General features: G+C 41.5%; 15 protein-coding genes. 11 read left to right on the top strand and 4 right to left on the bottom strand.

Translation table 11 applies throughout. From position 1 onward, the window contains the following. Positions 1–121: 121 nt before the first annotated feature. On the top strand, positions 122–1,966 hold the full coding sequence (locus P4S60_RS15895; protein ID WP_337116579.1) for a M1 family metallopeptidase: 1,845 nt from the start codon (positions 122–124) through the stop codon (positions 1,964–1,966). 53 nt (positions 1,967–2,019) lie between these two features. Here P4S60_RS15895 and P4S60_RS15900 read toward each other — a convergent pair whose 3' ends face one another. Continuing rightward, a complete protein-coding gene (locus tag P4S60_RS15900) occupies positions 2,020–2,640 on the bottom strand; it encodes a DUF2057 domain-containing protein (protein ID WP_337116580.1) in 621 nt (206 codons plus the stop codon). 105 nt (positions 2,641–2,745) lie between these two features. On the opposite strand from P4S60_RS15900, the gene P4S60_RS15905 reads away from it, so the two are divergent. From P4S60_RS15905 to P4S60_RS15915, 3 genes are all read left to right on the top strand, one after another. Further along, positions 2,746–3,117, top strand: a complete 372-nt coding sequence (locus P4S60_RS15905) for a histidine triad nucleotide-binding protein (RefSeq protein ID WP_337116581.1) — start codon at positions 2,746–2,748, stop codon at positions 3,115–3,117. A gap of 230 nt (positions 3,118–3,347) precedes the next feature. Further along, complete coding sequence (locus P4S60_RS15910) at positions 3,348–4,004, top strand: helix-turn-helix transcriptional regulator (protein ID WP_063701100.1); 657 nt, start codon at positions 3,348–3,350, stop codon at positions 4,002–4,004. A 117-nt stretch (positions 4,005–4,121) separates the two neighbouring features. Continuing rightward, on the top strand, positions 4,122–6,278 hold the full coding sequence (locus tag P4S60_RS15915; RefSeq protein ID WP_337116582.1) for an ATP-binding protein: 2,157 nt from the start codon (positions 4,122–4,124) through the stop codon (positions 6,276–6,278). 214 nt (positions 6,279–6,492) lie between these two features. Here the strand turns inward: P4S60_RS15915 and typA are convergent, their stop codons facing one another. Continuing rightward, entirely contained in the window at positions 6,493–8,316 is a 1,824-nt protein-coding gene (gene typA / locus P4S60_RS15920; RefSeq protein ID WP_337116583.1) for a translational GTPase TypA, read from the bottom strand. 507 nt (positions 8,317–8,823) lie between these two features. Here typA and glnA point away from each other — a divergent pair. From glnA to P4S60_RS15945, 5 genes are all read left to right on the top strand, one after another. After that, on the top strand, positions 8,824–10,230 hold the full coding sequence (gene glnA, locus P4S60_RS15925; RefSeq protein ID WP_063701091.1) for a glutamate--ammonia ligase: 1,407 nt from the start codon (positions 8,824–8,826) through the stop codon (positions 10,228–10,230). Between the two features lie 130 nt (positions 10,231–10,360). Then, positions 10,361–10,882 (top strand): DUF4124 domain-containing protein, encoded by a 522-nt coding sequence (locus tag P4S60_RS15930; RefSeq protein ID WP_337116584.1) that lies wholly within the window; start codon positions 10,361–10,363, stop codon positions 10,880–10,882. Positions 10,883–10,962: 80 nt separating this feature from the next. Then, positions 10,963–12,033: a nitrogen regulation protein NR(II) gene (gene glnL, locus P4S60_RS15935; RefSeq protein WP_063701086.1), complete on the top strand. Its 1,071-nt coding sequence runs from the start codon at positions 10,963–10,965 to the stop codon at positions 12,031–12,033. Between the two features lie 18 nt (positions 12,034–12,051). Then, positions 12,052–13,437 carry a nitrogen regulation protein NR(I) gene (ntrC, locus tag P4S60_RS15940; protein WP_063701083.1) on the top strand — a complete coding sequence of 462 codons (1,386 nt, stop codon included), beginning with the start codon at positions 12,052–12,054 and terminating at the stop codon, positions 13,435–13,437. A 25-nt stretch (positions 13,438–13,462) separates the two neighbouring features. Continuing rightward, positions 13,463–13,921, top strand: coding sequence for a cyclic nucleotide-binding domain-containing protein (locus tag P4S60_RS15945; RefSeq protein WP_063701080.1), 459 nt, complete (start codon positions 13,463–13,465; stop codon positions 13,919–13,921). On the opposite strand, the gene P4S60_RS15950 is transcribed toward P4S60_RS15945, so the two are convergent. Next, positions 13,918–14,580 (bottom strand): hypothetical protein, encoded by a 663-nt coding sequence (locus P4S60_RS15950; protein WP_337116585.1) that lies wholly within the window; start codon positions 14,578–14,580, stop codon positions 13,918–13,920. The genes P4S60_RS15945 and P4S60_RS15950 overlap by 4 nt on opposite strands. Before the next feature lie 57 nt (positions 14,581–14,637). Continuing rightward, positions 14,638–14,925 (bottom strand): hypothetical protein, encoded by a 288-nt coding sequence (locus P4S60_RS15955; RefSeq protein WP_062566674.1) that lies wholly within the window; start codon positions 14,923–14,925, stop codon positions 14,638–14,640. A gap of 236 nt (positions 14,926–15,161) precedes the next feature. Between P4S60_RS15955 and P4S60_RS15960 the strand changes: the two genes are divergently transcribed. Together P4S60_RS15960 and P4S60_RS15965 are read left to right on the top strand one after the other, a co-directional pair. After that, positions 15,162–15,536 (top strand): RNA-binding S4 domain-containing protein, encoded by a 375-nt coding sequence (locus tag P4S60_RS15960; RefSeq protein ID WP_337116873.1) that lies wholly within the window; start codon positions 15,162–15,164, stop codon positions 15,534–15,536. Between the two features lie 70 nt (positions 15,537–15,606). Further along, positions 15,607–16,026, top strand: a complete 420-nt coding sequence (locus P4S60_RS15965; RefSeq protein WP_337116586.1) for a hypothetical protein — start codon at positions 15,607–15,609, stop codon at positions 16,024–16,026. Positions 16,027–16,098 lie beyond the last annotated feature (72 nt).

Here is a 16,098-nt window from a genome sequence, read left to right on the forward strand (position 1 = left end):
ACTAATCGCATTAGTGTAACCTATCGTCGCAAAATACGCATTAGATTGTAAAAATCACTCAACCCACTGCACTAATCATGTTATAAAACGGGCTCTTTTTCATTTCCGTTCCAGGGTTATTATGAAGTTTAAACCATTACTTTTAAGTCTTGCGATGGCCGGTGCTTGCTCTCAAGCAACTGCAGATGCAATCAGCCAACACACTTACGCAAACTTAGATGACGTAACAACCACTCACCTACTACTAGATTTAGATGTTGATTTTGATGACAAACAACTAGAGGGTTTTGTTGAGCACACGCTAGATTGGCACAATGCAACCAGCAAAACACTTGTTCTTGATACGCGCGATTTAGATATCGACAAAGTAATGTATCAAGATAAAAAAGGCAGCTGGCACAAAGCTGACTTCACCCTTGCTACACGTGATGACGTGAAGGGCTCAAAATTAACAATTAAATTTAAAAGCCAAGCGGTTAAAGCACGTATTTACTACAACAGCCGCCCAGAAGCTTCAGGTTTGCAGTGGTTAACACCAGAGCAAACAGCCAGTAAGTCACACCCATTTATGTACAGTCAATCACAAGCAATTCATGCTCGTAGTTGGATCCCAGTACAAGATACGCCAGCAATGCGCGTAACTTACTCAGCACGTATTCACACGCCTAAAGACATTCGTGCAGTAATGAGTGCTGACAATAAAGATGCACTTTATAAAGATGGCGACTACTTATTCGATATGCCACAACCAATTTCGCCATACTTAATCGCAATTGGTGCTGGTAACTTAGAATATAAAGCCATGTCTAAGCAAACAGGTATCTTTGCAGAGCCAACCATTTTAGATGCATCAGTTGCTGAGTTTAACGACACGCAAGCGATGATCGATAAAACGAACGCTATGTACGGCGAATACGCATGGGGTCGTTATGACTTATTAATGCTACCGCCAAGCTTCCCATTTGGTGGCATGGAAAACCCACGTTTATCATTCATCACACCAACGGTTGTTGCTGGCGATAAAAGCTTAGTAAACCTAATTGCTCACGAGCTTGCTCACTCTTGGTCTGGCAACTTAGTAACCAATGCGACGTGGGAAGATTTATGGCTAAATGAAGGTTTCACGTCTTACGTTGAAAACCGCATTATGGAAGAAGTGTTTGGCCGTGACCGTGCAGTGATGGAACAAGCGCTTGATGCAGCAGGTTTACGCGCATTACTTAAAACTCTGCCAGCAGCAGATACGCGTCTTAACTTAAAACTTAATGGCCGCGATCCTGATGATGCATTTAGCTCGGTGCCTTACACTAAAGGTCAACTTTTCTTAATTTATTTAGAAAACAAATTTGGCCGTGACAAGTTCGACCCATTCGTAAAAGGTTACTTTGATCAGTTCTCGTTCAAGTCTCTAACAACAGCTCAATTTGTTACTTACTTAAAAGCAAACCTGATCGACAAATATCCAGGCGTAGTCAGCATGGATAAAGTTAATGAGTGGATCTTTGAGCCTGGTTTACCAAGCGATGCACCAAATCCAACGTCTGATGCTTTCGATAAAGTTGATGCAGTTACCAAAACATGGTTAAACGGTGAGATTAGCGCAGCTCAATTACCAACATCTGATTGGTCAGTTCATGAGTGGCTACATTTCTTAAATAATCTACCTCGCGATTTAAGTATTGAAAAAATGACTGAGCTTGATAACCAATTCAACCTAACACAGTCAACTAATGCTGAGCGTGCTTTCGCATGGTTCATGCTAGCGGTAGGAAATGGTTATCAACCAATTTACCCTGCGCTTGATAAACACCTATCAGGCATCGGTCGCCGTAAATTAATTGTGCCACTCTATAAAGCACTTATTAAAAACGGTAAAAAAGACTGGGCACATGATGTGTACTTAAAAGCACGTCCGGGTTACCACCCACTTGCACAAGGTACCGTTGACGACTTATTCGCAAAATAAGTTATCAAACACTAAAAAGGCGCTGCAATCAGCGCCTTTTTTAATAGTTAAAATTAGTTACTTACTTTTTGTAAGAAGGCCCGACGCTCTGCTGGGCTTGCTTGCTGCCACCAAAACTCAAGCATTGCAGCTGCACTTGGCGTATTTTTCAATCCAGCTTGTCCACCGGGTACTTTTGCAGGCAAAGTGACGGGAGTTGCAGTCGCGGGTTTACTACTTGCAACAACAGGAGCAGTCGCCACAGCTTGTACAGGCGCGCTAGCTGCACGATAGCCAACTATCGATAGCGGCATAGCAAGTTCACTGCCCTTAGCTTTTAAGCTTACTTGCGGTGATTCAGCAAACACTTCTGCCGCAACAGCATTACTGGCACGATTAAACACTAAGTCATAGTCTTTGCCACTTTCCACCGTGACCTCAACCCAAAAAGGCTCAGACTCTACGACTTGATGATCATCATAGCCTTGCTCGAAAAGATCGGTGTATTTCATTTTTACTTGGTATGTACCCGGGGCAAGCTCAACGTCATCAACACGACTGAAAAAAGACTGCTCAATAAGGCGATCCCCGACTTGTAAAGGCACAAACTCTTCTGGAAAGTGAATAGTCTCAGCTACACTGCTAAAACTATTAAATAGCATTAACGCACTACTCAGTAATACTAACTTACGCATGTTCACTCCTTGGTTGTTCAACTTGCGGCAGTTTCAGTTTGACACTGCAAATAAAGTTTGTCATTAGTGGGCGGTCATTTAACCACATTTATAAGAGAGCTAAGTATGAGCCAAGAGACTATTTTTACAAAGATTATTAACCGAGAGATCCCTGCAGACATTGTTTATGAAGACGACTTATCTCTTGCTTTTAAAGACATCAACCCACAAACCCCTTTTCATGTGCTGATCATCCCAAAAACTCAAATAGCAACGATAAACGATGTAACAGAAGAAAATGCCGCTTTAGTCGGTCACTTATATGTAGTGGCAGCAAAACTCGCTAAGCAATTTGGCTTCAGTGAAGACGGTTTTCGCGTCGTAATGAACTGTAATGACCACGGCGGACAAACCGTGTACCATATACACCTACATATGCTGGCAGGTAAAGAAATGGGCTGGCCTCCTTATCAAGACAAGAAAAAACACGCAATCTAATACTTTGATATGTAAACAACTGTAAAAAGTAGCACAAACATATTATTTTTAGCTATAATGAATATATATCAGTTAGTTAACATATTGCGATTAGTTAACTAACTGTAATTTTTGACACAAAACAGACACAAACTGTACTTTTCCTGCACAACTCTCAGAAATTTCTAATACGAAAGGGGTGGATTGCGTGATAGGATTTAACTGTCAACTTTTTTCAAGAGTGTATATATATGAGTAGTTCAGCCTTTTTATTATTAGATCCAGAGCCAATAAATACTATTGGCATTAACGTATTAGAGCCATTGTTAAAAACACAAGGACTAGCAGTGACATCTGGTACTGATATTTCTGAAGTACCAGAAGGAACACGCTTGTTATTTATTGAAACGTCAAGCACAGATCCGTGGGGCAAGTTAAAAGAACAACTAGTTAATCTACGAATGAAATGCGATATCGTATTGTTTAACTTAGATGAAAACCCTGAACTTGCAAACCGTGCTCTTTTAAGTGGTATTCGTGGTGTGTTCTACACAACAGACAATGCTGATGTGTTAATGAAAGGCATTCGTTTATTACTTGAAGATCAACTATGGTATCGCCGCGACATCATGTGTAATGCATTAAATCGTATGTTGCAGTTCAATAAAGACGCACTCCACAAATTGACAGATGGTGACATCGAACCGGTTAAACTTACTAAACGTGAAAAAGCAATTATCTCATTAATGAGTAAAGGTTCGAAAAATAAAGAAATTGCTGAAGATTTAAGCATCAGCCCGCATACAGTTAAAACTCACTTATACAGTGCATTTAGAAAAACTAAATGTCGTAACCGTATCGAGCTATTATCTTGGGCACAGCAAAATATTCCTGACGAAATTCGCTAAACCAAACAAAACATCCTACTAGTTAAAACAGACGCAACCGCGTCTGTTTTTGTTTCTGGTTGCTAAACGCAGTAATTGACTTTATTCTCAAACTGATTGCAAAACACCGGAAATACAATGCTCGACTCAGCCACTTTATATTACGCCAGTGCTGCCATGATGGCAGTGATGACCCTTCTTAATTACCTTACTTGGCGAACCAATAATAATACTCCGGGCACCTTACTCTATATTTTCTACCCTTTAGTGATGTTTGCATCGGTAATGAGTTTTGCACTGCAAGGCCATATCAATAATATTGCTAGTGTTGCTATCGCAAACACCCTACTCTTTAGCGCATCCATTATTCATGTACTCGCGATATGCCAATTTTTAAATGCCAAATGCGTCGGTTTTAAAACCTTTGTTGCGATCACGGTGGTGCTCGCGATGACCATGATTTACCTTGCCACCGATAGCGCCGAGTTACGTAGTCGAATTTTGGTTTCAGATCTCCAGCATATAATTGAAGCGTTGTTTTTACTGGCATTATTCATTCGAAATGGCCGTAAAAGTTACCCCAATGGCAGTATTGTCTATATTTTAATTCTCAGCATTATTCTGGCGGTTTTTACAGGCCGAACCTTAATGATGGGAGATGTCACAACCGCAAGCTTATTGTCAGCTGATTGGTTTAGTATCACTTTATTCATCAATGGTGTTATTGCGCCGATGTTTTATGCAACCGGTATGGCACTATTATGTAATGAACGCCGCGAGCAAAACCTTAATCAGTTAGCTGAAAAAGCGCACAAAGACTTAGAAATTCGTGGCTTATTCTTATCAACTATCAGCCATGAAATACGCACGCCGTTAAATGGCATTTTAGGTAGTGCGCAGCTAATCATGAACCAGTCGAGTGATCCACGAGATAAGCCTTATTGCGAAGCAATAATTAATTCAGCTGAGTCACTCAACTTGCTGGTCGATAAAGTACTCGACTACGCCAGCCTAGATCAGCGTGATGAAGCGCTCTACGAAGAAGACGTCGAGTTTAAAACCTGGCTTAATAACCTCTGCCTTTTGCTTAGTCCTTTAGCAGAGCAAAAACATTTAAAGTTTGAACTTATATACAACTTGCCCGATCAAGCATGTTATTACTGCGACCAACAAAAACTTAGACAAGTTATTATTAACTTAGTGGGTAATGCGATTAAATTTACTGACCATGGCGCAGTAAAAATTCATGTAAAACTGCTCAACGAAGGGCAATTAGATCACCTTGTTCGTGTTAGTGTAATCGACTCAGGCCCAGGTATTGAAGATGAAGAAATTGCCTACCTTACAGAACCTTATGTACAAAGTAGTGCAGGTAAAGAAAAAGGCGGAACAGGCCTTGGCTTAGCGATTACTAGCCGTTTATTAGAAAAATTAGGCAGCAAACTCAATATTGAAAGTGAGCTAAACAAAGGCAGTACTTTCAGCTTTGATATTTCTCTTGCGATTGGTGAGCTCAGCCTCGTTGAGCAGCGCCACCAATCAAAAGATTACGTCACCGGCCTGGACGTGTTATTAGTTGAAGATCTCGATTTAAATCAGAAAATTGCCATTGAATTTATGGCCGATGACGAGCACAAAATCAAGCTTGCAAAAGACGGAACTAGCGCCATTGAACTGATGCAGAAGCATCACTTTGATGTGGTGCTATTGGATATGAACTTACCAGACCTTACTGGTCAAGAAGTGTTGAAAAAGCTCAAAACCATCGACCATTTAAACCAACGAACCCCGGTGTTAGCGTTTACCGCAAGCCTTAGTCCTGATGAAATAAAAGAGTACTTAGCACTTGGTATTAAAGACATTGTTGGCAAGCCAATAAAGCAACAAAAACTACGCCAAGCACTCAGTGATTCACAAAGTAATCAGGCCGCGAGTATTGCCGTTGAGCTGCGCGATACACTCTATGATGAAACAGCCGCTGCCACACTTGTCAGCTCATTCAGTGAAGATGAAGTCTCATCGATTTACAATGAGTTTGTACTCTCTGCAAGGAACAAACTCATTCGCTGTCAACAACTCGTTGAAGACGATAAAGATCAGTGTATTAAGCTTTTGCACCGCCAAGCTAGCACCGCTTTACAACTAGGTTTTAACCGTTATGGTCTAGAGCTCAAGAAAATTGAGCGTAAGCTACTCGACAACAAACCCTTGAAAGAATCATTAACCGAAGCCTTAGTGCTATGGCAAGAAAGCCTACAGGCCTACTTGAAGCATGTTAGAAGTGAGTTAGCATAAGAGCTAGCTCTTAACTTCTCGCTTCTAGCGCAAACTAAACCCCGTTTAAACTTGAGCATGATGGTTTCGTTCTGCTACTGCGAAAATAATGCCTCTCTCGATCAACTAACGACTGATGTCTAATATCTGACCTCTCGTTCTTTTGAAAGCTAAAACAAAAAACCGCCGTATTTTTCAATACGGCGGTTCTCATTTTTCAAAGCTAAAGACGTTATTAATCTTTAGCTGCACGGCTCGCACGTTTACGCTCACTTTCAGTTAAGTGACGTTTACGAATACGAATGCTCTCAGGTGTTACTTCTACTAACTCGTCATCATCGATGAACTCAATCGCTTGCTCAAGCGTGTAGTTTAGTGGTGGCGTTAACGTTTGCGCTTCGTCTGTACCAGACGCACGTACGTTTGTTAACTGCTTACCTTTAAGCGCGTTTACTGTTAAGTCGTTATCACGGCTGTGGATACCGATAACCATACCTTCGTAAACTTCAACACCGTGACCGATGAATAACTTACCACGGTCTTGAAGGTTGAATAATGCGTTAGTCAGTGCTTTACCTGTTGCGTTAGCAATCATTACACCGTTCTTACGAGCACCGATAGTACCGCCTTTGTACGGACCGTAGTGATCAAACGTATGGTAAAGAAGACCAGAACCTGACGTTAATGTCATGAATTCAGTTTGGAAACCAATTAAGCCACGGCTTGGGATCATAAAGTCCATACGAATACGGCCTTTACCATCTGGAGACATGTCAGTTAGCTCACCCTTACGAAGACCGATTTGCTCCATGATAGAACCTTGGTGCTCATCTTGACAGTCGATTGTAAGTGTTTCGTACGGCTCTTCTTTTTGGCCATCAACTTCACGAAGGATTACTTGTGGACGAGATACAGCAAGCTCGTAACCTTCACGACGCATGTTCTCGATTAAGATACCTAAGTGTAACTCACCACGACCAGAAACACGGAAGCTATCTGGATTGTCAGTTTCTTCAACACGTAATGCAACGTTGTGAACAAGCTCAGCTTGTAAACGCTCAAGGATGTTACGTGAAGTTACGAATTTACCTTCTTTACCAGCAAATGGTGATGTGTTTACAGAGAACGTCATTGTTACTGTAGGCTCATCAACGCTTAGCGGTGGTAATGCTTCAACGGTATTTACATCACAGATAGTGTCTGAGATTTTCAGCTCACCAAGACCTGTGATTGCAATGATGTCACCCGCGCCAGCAGATTCTGCTTCATGACGCTCAAGACCTAAGTAACTCATTACTTGGCCAACTTTACCGTTACGCTTAGTACCGTCTGCGCTTACAACAGTAACCTGTTGGTTAGGACGAACAGTACCACGCTTGATACGACCTACACCGATAACACCGATGTATGAGTTGTAGTCAAGCTGAGAAATTTGCATTTGGAAAGCACCTTCAGGATCTGCATCCGGTGGAGATACTTCGTCAACGATCATCTGGAACATTGGTTCCATGTTATCTGATGGCTCGTCTAAATCCATTGTTGCCCAGCCGTTGATAGCTGATGCATAGATTACTTTAAAGTCTAACTGTTCGTCAGTTGCACCTAGGTTATCGAATAAGTCGAAAACTTGGTCCATAACCCAGTCAGGACGTGCACCTGGTTTGTCGATTTTGTTGATTACAACAATCGGCGTTAAACCTTGTGCGAATGCTTTTTGCGTTACGAAACGCGTTTGCGGCATTGGACCTTCTTGAGCATCAACAAGTAGTAATACTGAGTCAGCCATCGAAAGTACGCGTTCTACTTCACCACCGAAGTCGGCGTGTCCTGGGGTGTCTACGATATTGATATGGTAGTCGTTCCAAGAAATAGCTGTGTTTTTAGCTAAAATGGTAATACCACGCTCTTTCTCAATGTCGTTTGAGTCCATTACGCGCTCTTCGTTACCGCCGCGCGTTTCTAATGTGCCTGATTGCTCAAGCAGTTTATCAACCAGAGTTGTTTTACCGTGGTCAACGTGGGCGATAATCGCTATATTTCTTAACTTTTCGATGCTCATATTTTTTCTCAGAGAAATTGAATCTCATTGATCCTGCAAGATCTACGCACTCACCTGCATTTTCACCAGATGTCCCAGCATAGGATTTAAAAGGGCGCATATTATCCCTTAATAATGGCATGGATGAAAGTTTATCCAATATAAATTTATAAACTTTCTTCAGGCTTTTTATAAGTATCTGTTTTATAAATGACAAATTTATGAAATTTAAAGTGAATCTGAACTCAAAACTGGCGAATTTTTAGTTTTTGAACCATATTTTGGCACTAAATCATGTTTACAACAGACAAATTGGCATGCGCAATTATTGTGCAAATCGCAGTCGCACTTTTTACGCACCAGAATGATCTTTTTACGCACCAAATTAGTGCAAAAAAAGTTAACAAAACCAGATGGAGTTCACTTTTTACAAGGCTAAACAATGCGTTAAAAACATGGCACGAAACCAGCTTGTATTAGTCAAAAGCAATAATGCAGCAAAAATAAAACCCAACAATTGGAGGACACATGTCACAATCGGTTTTAGATTTTATCAAAGAAAATGACGTTAAGTTCATTGATTTACGCTTTACTGATACTAAAGGTAAAGAACAGCATGTTTCTATTCCTCATCATCAAGTTAATGAAGACTTTTTTGAAGACGGAAAAATGTTCGACGGCTCTTCAATTGCTGGTTGGAAAGGTATCAACGAATCAGACATGGTATTAATGCCTGTTCCTGAATCTGCGAAAATGGACCCATTTTCTGAAGAAGCAACACTAATAATCCGTTGTGACGTTGTTGAGCCTTCAACACTTCAAGGTTACGAGCGTGACCCACGTTCTGTTGCAAAACGCGCTGAAGAGTACATGCGCTCTACTGGTATTGCTGACACTGTTTTATTTGGTCCAGAGCCAGAGTTCTTCCTATTTGACGACGTTAAATACAAATCAGACATGTCTGGTTCAATGTACAAAATCGATGACATCGAAGCTTCATGGAACTCTGATAAAGACTACGAAGGTGGCAACAAAGGTCACCGTCCAGGTGTTAAAGGCGGTTACTTCCCGTGTTCACCTGTTGATTCATCACAAGATTGGCGTTCAGCGACTTGTTTAGTTCTTGAAGAACTAGGTCAAGTTGTAGAAGCTCACCACCACGAAGTAGCAACTGCGGGTCAAAATGAGATCGCAACTCGCTTCAATACAATGGTATTAAAAGCTGACGAAATCCAAGAGATGAAATATGTTATCCATAACATGGCTCACTTATATGGTAAAACAGCGACTTTCATGCCTAAGCCAATCGTTGGTGATAACGGTTCTGGTATGCACTGTCACCAATCACTAGGTAAAGATGGCGTGAACATCTTCGCTGGTGACAAGTACGCTGGTCTTTCTGAAGAAGCACTTTACTACATTGGTGGTATCATCAAGCACGCTAAAGCAATCAACGCATTCGCTAACGCGTCAACTAACTCATACAAACGCCTAGTACCTGGCTTCGAAGCTCCTGTAATGCTTGCATACTCTGCACGTAACCGTTCTGCTTCAATCCGTATTCCAGTGGTACCATCTGCTAAAGCACGTCGTATCGAAGTACGTTTCCCTGATCCAACAGCTAACCCATACTTAGCGTTCTCTGCAATGCTTATGGCTGGCCTTGACGGTATCAAAAACAAGATCCACCCTGGCGATGCAATGGACAAAGACTTATACGATCTACCTGCTGAAGAAGCAGCTGAGATCCCACAAGTTGCATCTTCTTTATCTGAAGCACTAGCATCACTTGACGCTGACCGTGAGTTCTTAAAAGCTGGCGGCGTGTTCACTGATGACCTAATCGATGCTTACATCGCGCTAAAAGGCAAAGAAGTTGAAAAACTTAACATGACAACTCACCCAGTTGAGTTCGAAATGTACTACAGCGTGTAATACGCTGTAGCAGAATTATCTAAAGATAATAAATGTGTGTTCTCAAGCCCGCTCCGCGGGCTTTTTTAATGGTAATTGAGCGGGTTCTACTCTACAGTTTTAGTTAGATTAAAAAATGCAGGGTTGCAGGGTGAAAAGCACAACTTTATTGGTACTATCGCTGATTTTTCTAAGCTTTTTTAGCTATGGCGCAGCGCAAAAAGTCTATTCTTGGAAAGATAAGAACGGCGTTTTAGTATTTTCTGATACACCACGACCTGGTGCTACAGAAGTAAAGATGAACACCCAAAACCTGACCATGCCAGCTACCGACACCAGCATACTTGATAGCGCCCCAAGCGCGATGCCAGTCAAATTTAACGTCAGTATTTCATCACCAGCAAATGAAGCAACCGTAAGAGAAAATACCGGCTCTGTGTACGTTACTGCACGCATTAGCCCTCGCTTCGAAAATGGCTTTAAAGTACAACTTTTATTTGATGGCTCAGCCCATGGTGCACCAAGTAATAGCACGACCTTTGCACTAAGAGAGGTCGAGCGAGGTGAACACACATTACAAGCCAAACTTTTTGATGCGAATAATAAACTCGTTTCGGTTAGCCCAGTCAGCACCTTTTTTATGCATAGAACATCGATTTATGGCGGAAACTAAAATTTTCGATATAACGTCTCTTAATGTAAAAAGAGTATGCTAAGCTGCACTTAATCGCAACGCACTAAAATGGTGCAACCATGCTCAGTGAAACACACTTTAATTCTGAATTACTCGACAGTATTTGGAAAAATTTAAGTACTGCCGTCATTTTACTCGACCGAGATTTTAAGCTGGTTTATGCAAACGATAGCGCCAGTGAGCTTTTAGGTTTAGGCCCAAAACGCATTATCAACCAACCGTTCGATAACCTATTTAATTACCACTCAATAGATTTAAAACGCATTGCCCAATATTCGTTATTCGATGGTGTCGATTGCCACCAGCACAGGGCTGACGTGGTGTTCGTTGATTCTCGTCACGCGAAATTAACCATTAGTACGCGCAGAATTAGTAACAACGATGACAATTATATTCTGTTCGAATGTCGTCAAATGGACGATGAAATTCGCCACGATCAAGCCTCTAATCAAATGCACCAATATCAAGCTGCACGTAATTTAATTCGTGGTTTAGCACATGAAATTAAAAATCCTTTAGGTGGAATTCGCGGAGCGGCGCAATTATTGCAGTATGAGGTTGATCAGCAAGAACGAGATCAATGTGCCGAATTAATCATCGAACAAGCAGACCGTTTACGTGAGCTTGTTGACCGCTTGCTTGGTCCGAATCAATTGCCACATAAATCTTATGGCAACATTCACCAAGCCTTAGAGTCAGTGATTAAACTGAGCATGTTAGATAACAATGCCAATATCACTTTAGTGAAAGACTACGATCCAAGTATACCGAGCGTGTACATAGACCAAGGTAAAATCCAGCAAGTGGTACTGAACATTATTCGTAATGCACAACAGGCACTCGTTGATGGTGGCGAGATAAGAATAAAAACCCGCATCAACCATCAACACAGGCGACCAGGTAAGGCGCCGAAGAAAACCTTGCTGATCCAAATTTCGGATAACGGCCCGGGAATAGACAAAAGTTTACGTGAAACCTTGTTCTACCCAATGATCACCAATAAAGAAAATGGATCAGGGCTTGGTTTATCCATAGCGCAAACCTTGGTTGACCAACATGATGGCCACATTGATTGTGACAGTTGGCCAGGCCATACAGAATTTAATATCTATTTGCCTTTTACGGATTAATGGTTTTTTGGAGTAGTCATGAAAACAGTCTGGTTAGTTGATGATGATGCCTCAATTCGCTTTGTATTAGAAAAAGCGTTGGCACGTGCAGGATTTGAAACTGAAAGCTATGCAAATGCACAAGATGTGCTGAATGCATTAAAGTTTAGCCAGCCAACGGTACTGGTATCCGATGTGCGCATGCCTGGCATGGATGGCATGGCGTTACTAGAAACCATTGCCGAGCAAAACCCTGGCTTACCAGTGATTATCATGACCGCTCACTCAGACTTAGATTCTGCGGTAAATGCCTTCCAAAAAGGGGCATTTGAGTACCTTGCTAAGCCGTTCGATTTAGACGAAGCTGTTGCGCTGGTAGAAAGCGCCTGTCGTGCTAACTCAACGAAGAAAACTAAACGCAAACAAGCACCACAAACCAATGCGCATATCATAGGTGAAGCACCTGCAATGCAAGAGGTATTTCGCGCGATTGGTAAATTATCAGCATCAAGCATGAGCGTGCTGATTAACGGTGAGTCGGGAACAGGTAAAGAACTTGTTGCTAGTGCCCTGCATAACCACAGCCCTCGTAAAGAAAACCAGTTTATTGCTCTGAATATGGCTGCCATTCCTAAAGAATTGGTCGAGTCAGAATTATTCGGTCACGAAAAAGGGGCATTCACCGGAGCCGACAGCATTCGTAAAGGCCGCTTTGAACAAGCGAATGGTGGCACTTTATTTTTAGATGAAATTGGTGATATGCCACTCGACGTTCAAACGCGTTTATTACGCGTGTTAGCCGATGGTGAGTTTTACCGCGTGGGCGGTCATCAAAGTATTAAAGTTGATGTACGTATTATTGCTGCAACGCACCAAAACCTCGAAGACTTGGTTAAACAAGGTAAGTTTCGTGACGACTTATTTCATCGCCTAAACGTGGTGCGTTTACGCTTACCAGCGCTACGTGAGCGTACTGAAGATATTGAACGTCTGGCACAGCACTTTTTACATAAAAGCGCCAAAGAGCTGCAAGTTGAAAGCAAGATTTTAAGCCCTAAAGCCACTGAGCAACTGCGCTTATTTAACTGGCCAGGTAACGTGCGCCAACTAGAGAACACCTGTCGCTGGTTAACAGTTATGGCGCCGGGTGAGCTTATAAGTGAACAAGATTTACCGCCAGAAATCGTCGCTGTCACACCCATTGAGCAAGAAGGTGATTGGCTGGATGCATTTCAACAATGGCTTAATCTGGAACTTAAACAAGGCAAAGAAAATATTTGGCCAGCCATTCAAGCACAACTTGAAACTCGCTTGATTAAAACGGCATTAGCCAATTGCGCTGGGCACAAGCAAGAGGCTGCGGTGAAAATTGGTTGGGGCCGCAATACATTGACCCGCAAGCTAAAAGAGCGCAATATTAGCTAATTTCGCGCTATACCCATGTGAGTCAATGAAGTTAATCGAGCACATTCCACTAATTAAACAAATGGAAATCATTAACAGGTTGTCGTTCTTTAGAGAGTTTTCTCTCAGTGAACGGCAGGTGTTGTTAGAGTCATTTAGTCATTTGTATTTGGTCAAACAAGGCCGCGCTGTTTTCAAGCAATACGATACTGATAAACGACTTTATATTGTGCTAAGCGGCTCACTGATGGTGTTCAAACAAAGCCACTTACTCGAACTTGGCACCATTGAACCCGGTGAATTTATCGGAGAAGGTGCTTTTATCAATAACCGCGAGCACAGTACCAGTGCACGCGCAAAAGTTGATACCATTTTGTTAGCTATCACCCCTGAAGCACTTACCCGTTTACCCAATGTGATCCGCGAGAAAATTAAAGATCGCATCATCGAAGGCATGAGTGAACGCATTACTAAGTTAAGCACTTACCTTGAGTCACGTAGCTAGTCCATATACACAATTTGTAATGAGCAATTTAACCAACTTGGGCTATTAACGCGTGCCGTGTAACGATAGGTATCTGATGGTTTCATACCAAATGGAGTACTCACTTCTGGCGTTAAATGGCTGTAGCTTTGCGAATAGTTTTTATAATAAATGACTAAATAGCCGTATAAGTAATCCCACTCCAATGAGACTCGTCTACCACTTGCTAGGTTAAATTCAGCCTGTTTATCACTAAATGTAACCGCAAGGCCATTAAACTTATCCTCAACGCAACCGGTTGTGATGACTCGAGCCGGCATAGTAAAACCGGTTAAGCCATTTTTTGCTCGTATGTAAAAACCTATATTGCCTTGATTGTAAAAGTGATTAGCGTCTGTGGTGTATTTAATTTCAGCTTGATAACCCAGCCCCTGCATAATTTCTGCAAGTTGCTCGGTTTCATGAGTGAGAATTTTATCGCTCGATAACATTAAGGTTGCATCAGCAAAGTCTCTAGGAATAGGTAGCTTTGTGTATTCATAAGGTAAGCTTTGCTTAGTTAAAGCTTGCTCTAATGTGAGCAGCTGTTGTTCATCAAGATTTTCAGTGTATACGTAGACTGTTGGTTGCTGACAACCTGCCAAAATTAAAAATATGGCTGCTGAAATTATCCTTTTCATTGTTTTTCTCACTATTGATTACAACTGTAGTCTAAGGTGAGAAAAACAATAAATCAATTAATTAAGATGTTTTTTTAGCCAACTATTAACACTTTGACGGGTATATAGAATATCTTTAAATAAACGGTGGGTTTGATGCTGGAGTAGCTTTTCTTTATTTGTTTCCCCTGAACTCAGCTGGCTATGATTATCATTAAATCGCGAAATTAACGCAAAACCTTGTTCTGACTTTTCAGGCTGAGACTTAATTGTTTGTGTTAACAAAGCTCGCACATCATCTGCAGCAAGCAGAGACGAATCTTGCAAACCCATTAACTCTTTTCTTAGCGCTGATCTTACGCCCATTACAACTTCTCCTGAACGAATAAAAAAATGAAACGGACATGCATTTAGCAATTTGTACACCAATTCCAAACGCGCGCAGTGTACCCAGTAAATACTGCAGTTTTTTTACTGTTTGTAAAAATTTCAGATTATTTATTGCTGTAAATTTTAACCGCTTGAAGAGCTTAAAAATTTAATCTTGGTTCAATTGAGTGCTAGGCTTTATAATGGCTGCGATTGAATTAAGAGAGACCAACATGAACGAAGATTTCATCGAAATTGAACTAGAAGAAGAGCCGATAGAGCTATGTAACTTGCTAAAAGTGCTCGACCTAGTCGAAACAGGCGGCCAAGCAAAAGCCTTAATTGGTGAAGGTTATGTTGGGGTTAACTATGAAATTTGTACAATAAAACGGAAAAAATTATACAGTGGTGACGTGCTTGCTTTCGATGGTGAGTTGTTCCAACTGACATTAAGCGAAGATGCAACACCAAAACCTCGCCCACCAGAACCTGTACAAAAAGCACAACCACAAAGCGCTGAAGAAGCGCCAAAAAAATCGAAGCGTAAACGTACTAAAAAGCCAAAAGTGGACGAAAAAACCGGCCGTCGCCCTATCTCGTTTGGTTAACTAGAGCTTGCTTAGTTTACATAAATCACCTTTAATTGAATGTGATAATAACAACAATAAAAGGTGATTTATGAACCCTCCAGCTTGGCTCAAGCCACTTGCTTGGGCAGCCCTTGTGTGGAATCTTTTAGGTGTCATTGCATTTGTAATGCAGCTGTTGATCACACCCGAAATGATTAGCCAACTCCCTGAAGCACAACAAGCCGCATACCGCGACATCCCGCTCTGGTCAACGGTTGCCTTTGCGATAGCCGTGTTTGCAGCAAGTTTCGCGAGCATTCTATTACTCGCCAAAAAAGCGCTTGCGCGCGAGCTATTTTTAATCTCGTTTATCGCTGTCTTAGTCCAGCAATATTATAATTTTGTGGTGATAGATAGCCTTGCCATGTTTGGTACCAGCGCATTAGCAATGCCACTGTGTGTGATCGTTATTGGCTTACTATTACTGTTTATTAGCCATAAAGGTAAACAACAAAACTGGCTCAACTAAAAACACTTATTTCTGAGGGTAGTTTAAAGTAACTACCCTTTTATCCGTCCCTCCCCCTTGAAATAAATCACA

Origin of the sequence: Pseudoalteromonas sp. Hal040, from assembly GCF_037162425.1 — a bacterium.
GTDB classification, from domain to species: Bacteria; Pseudomonadota; Gammaproteobacteria; order Enterobacterales; family Alteromonadaceae; genus Pseudoalteromonas; species Pseudoalteromonas gelatinilytica.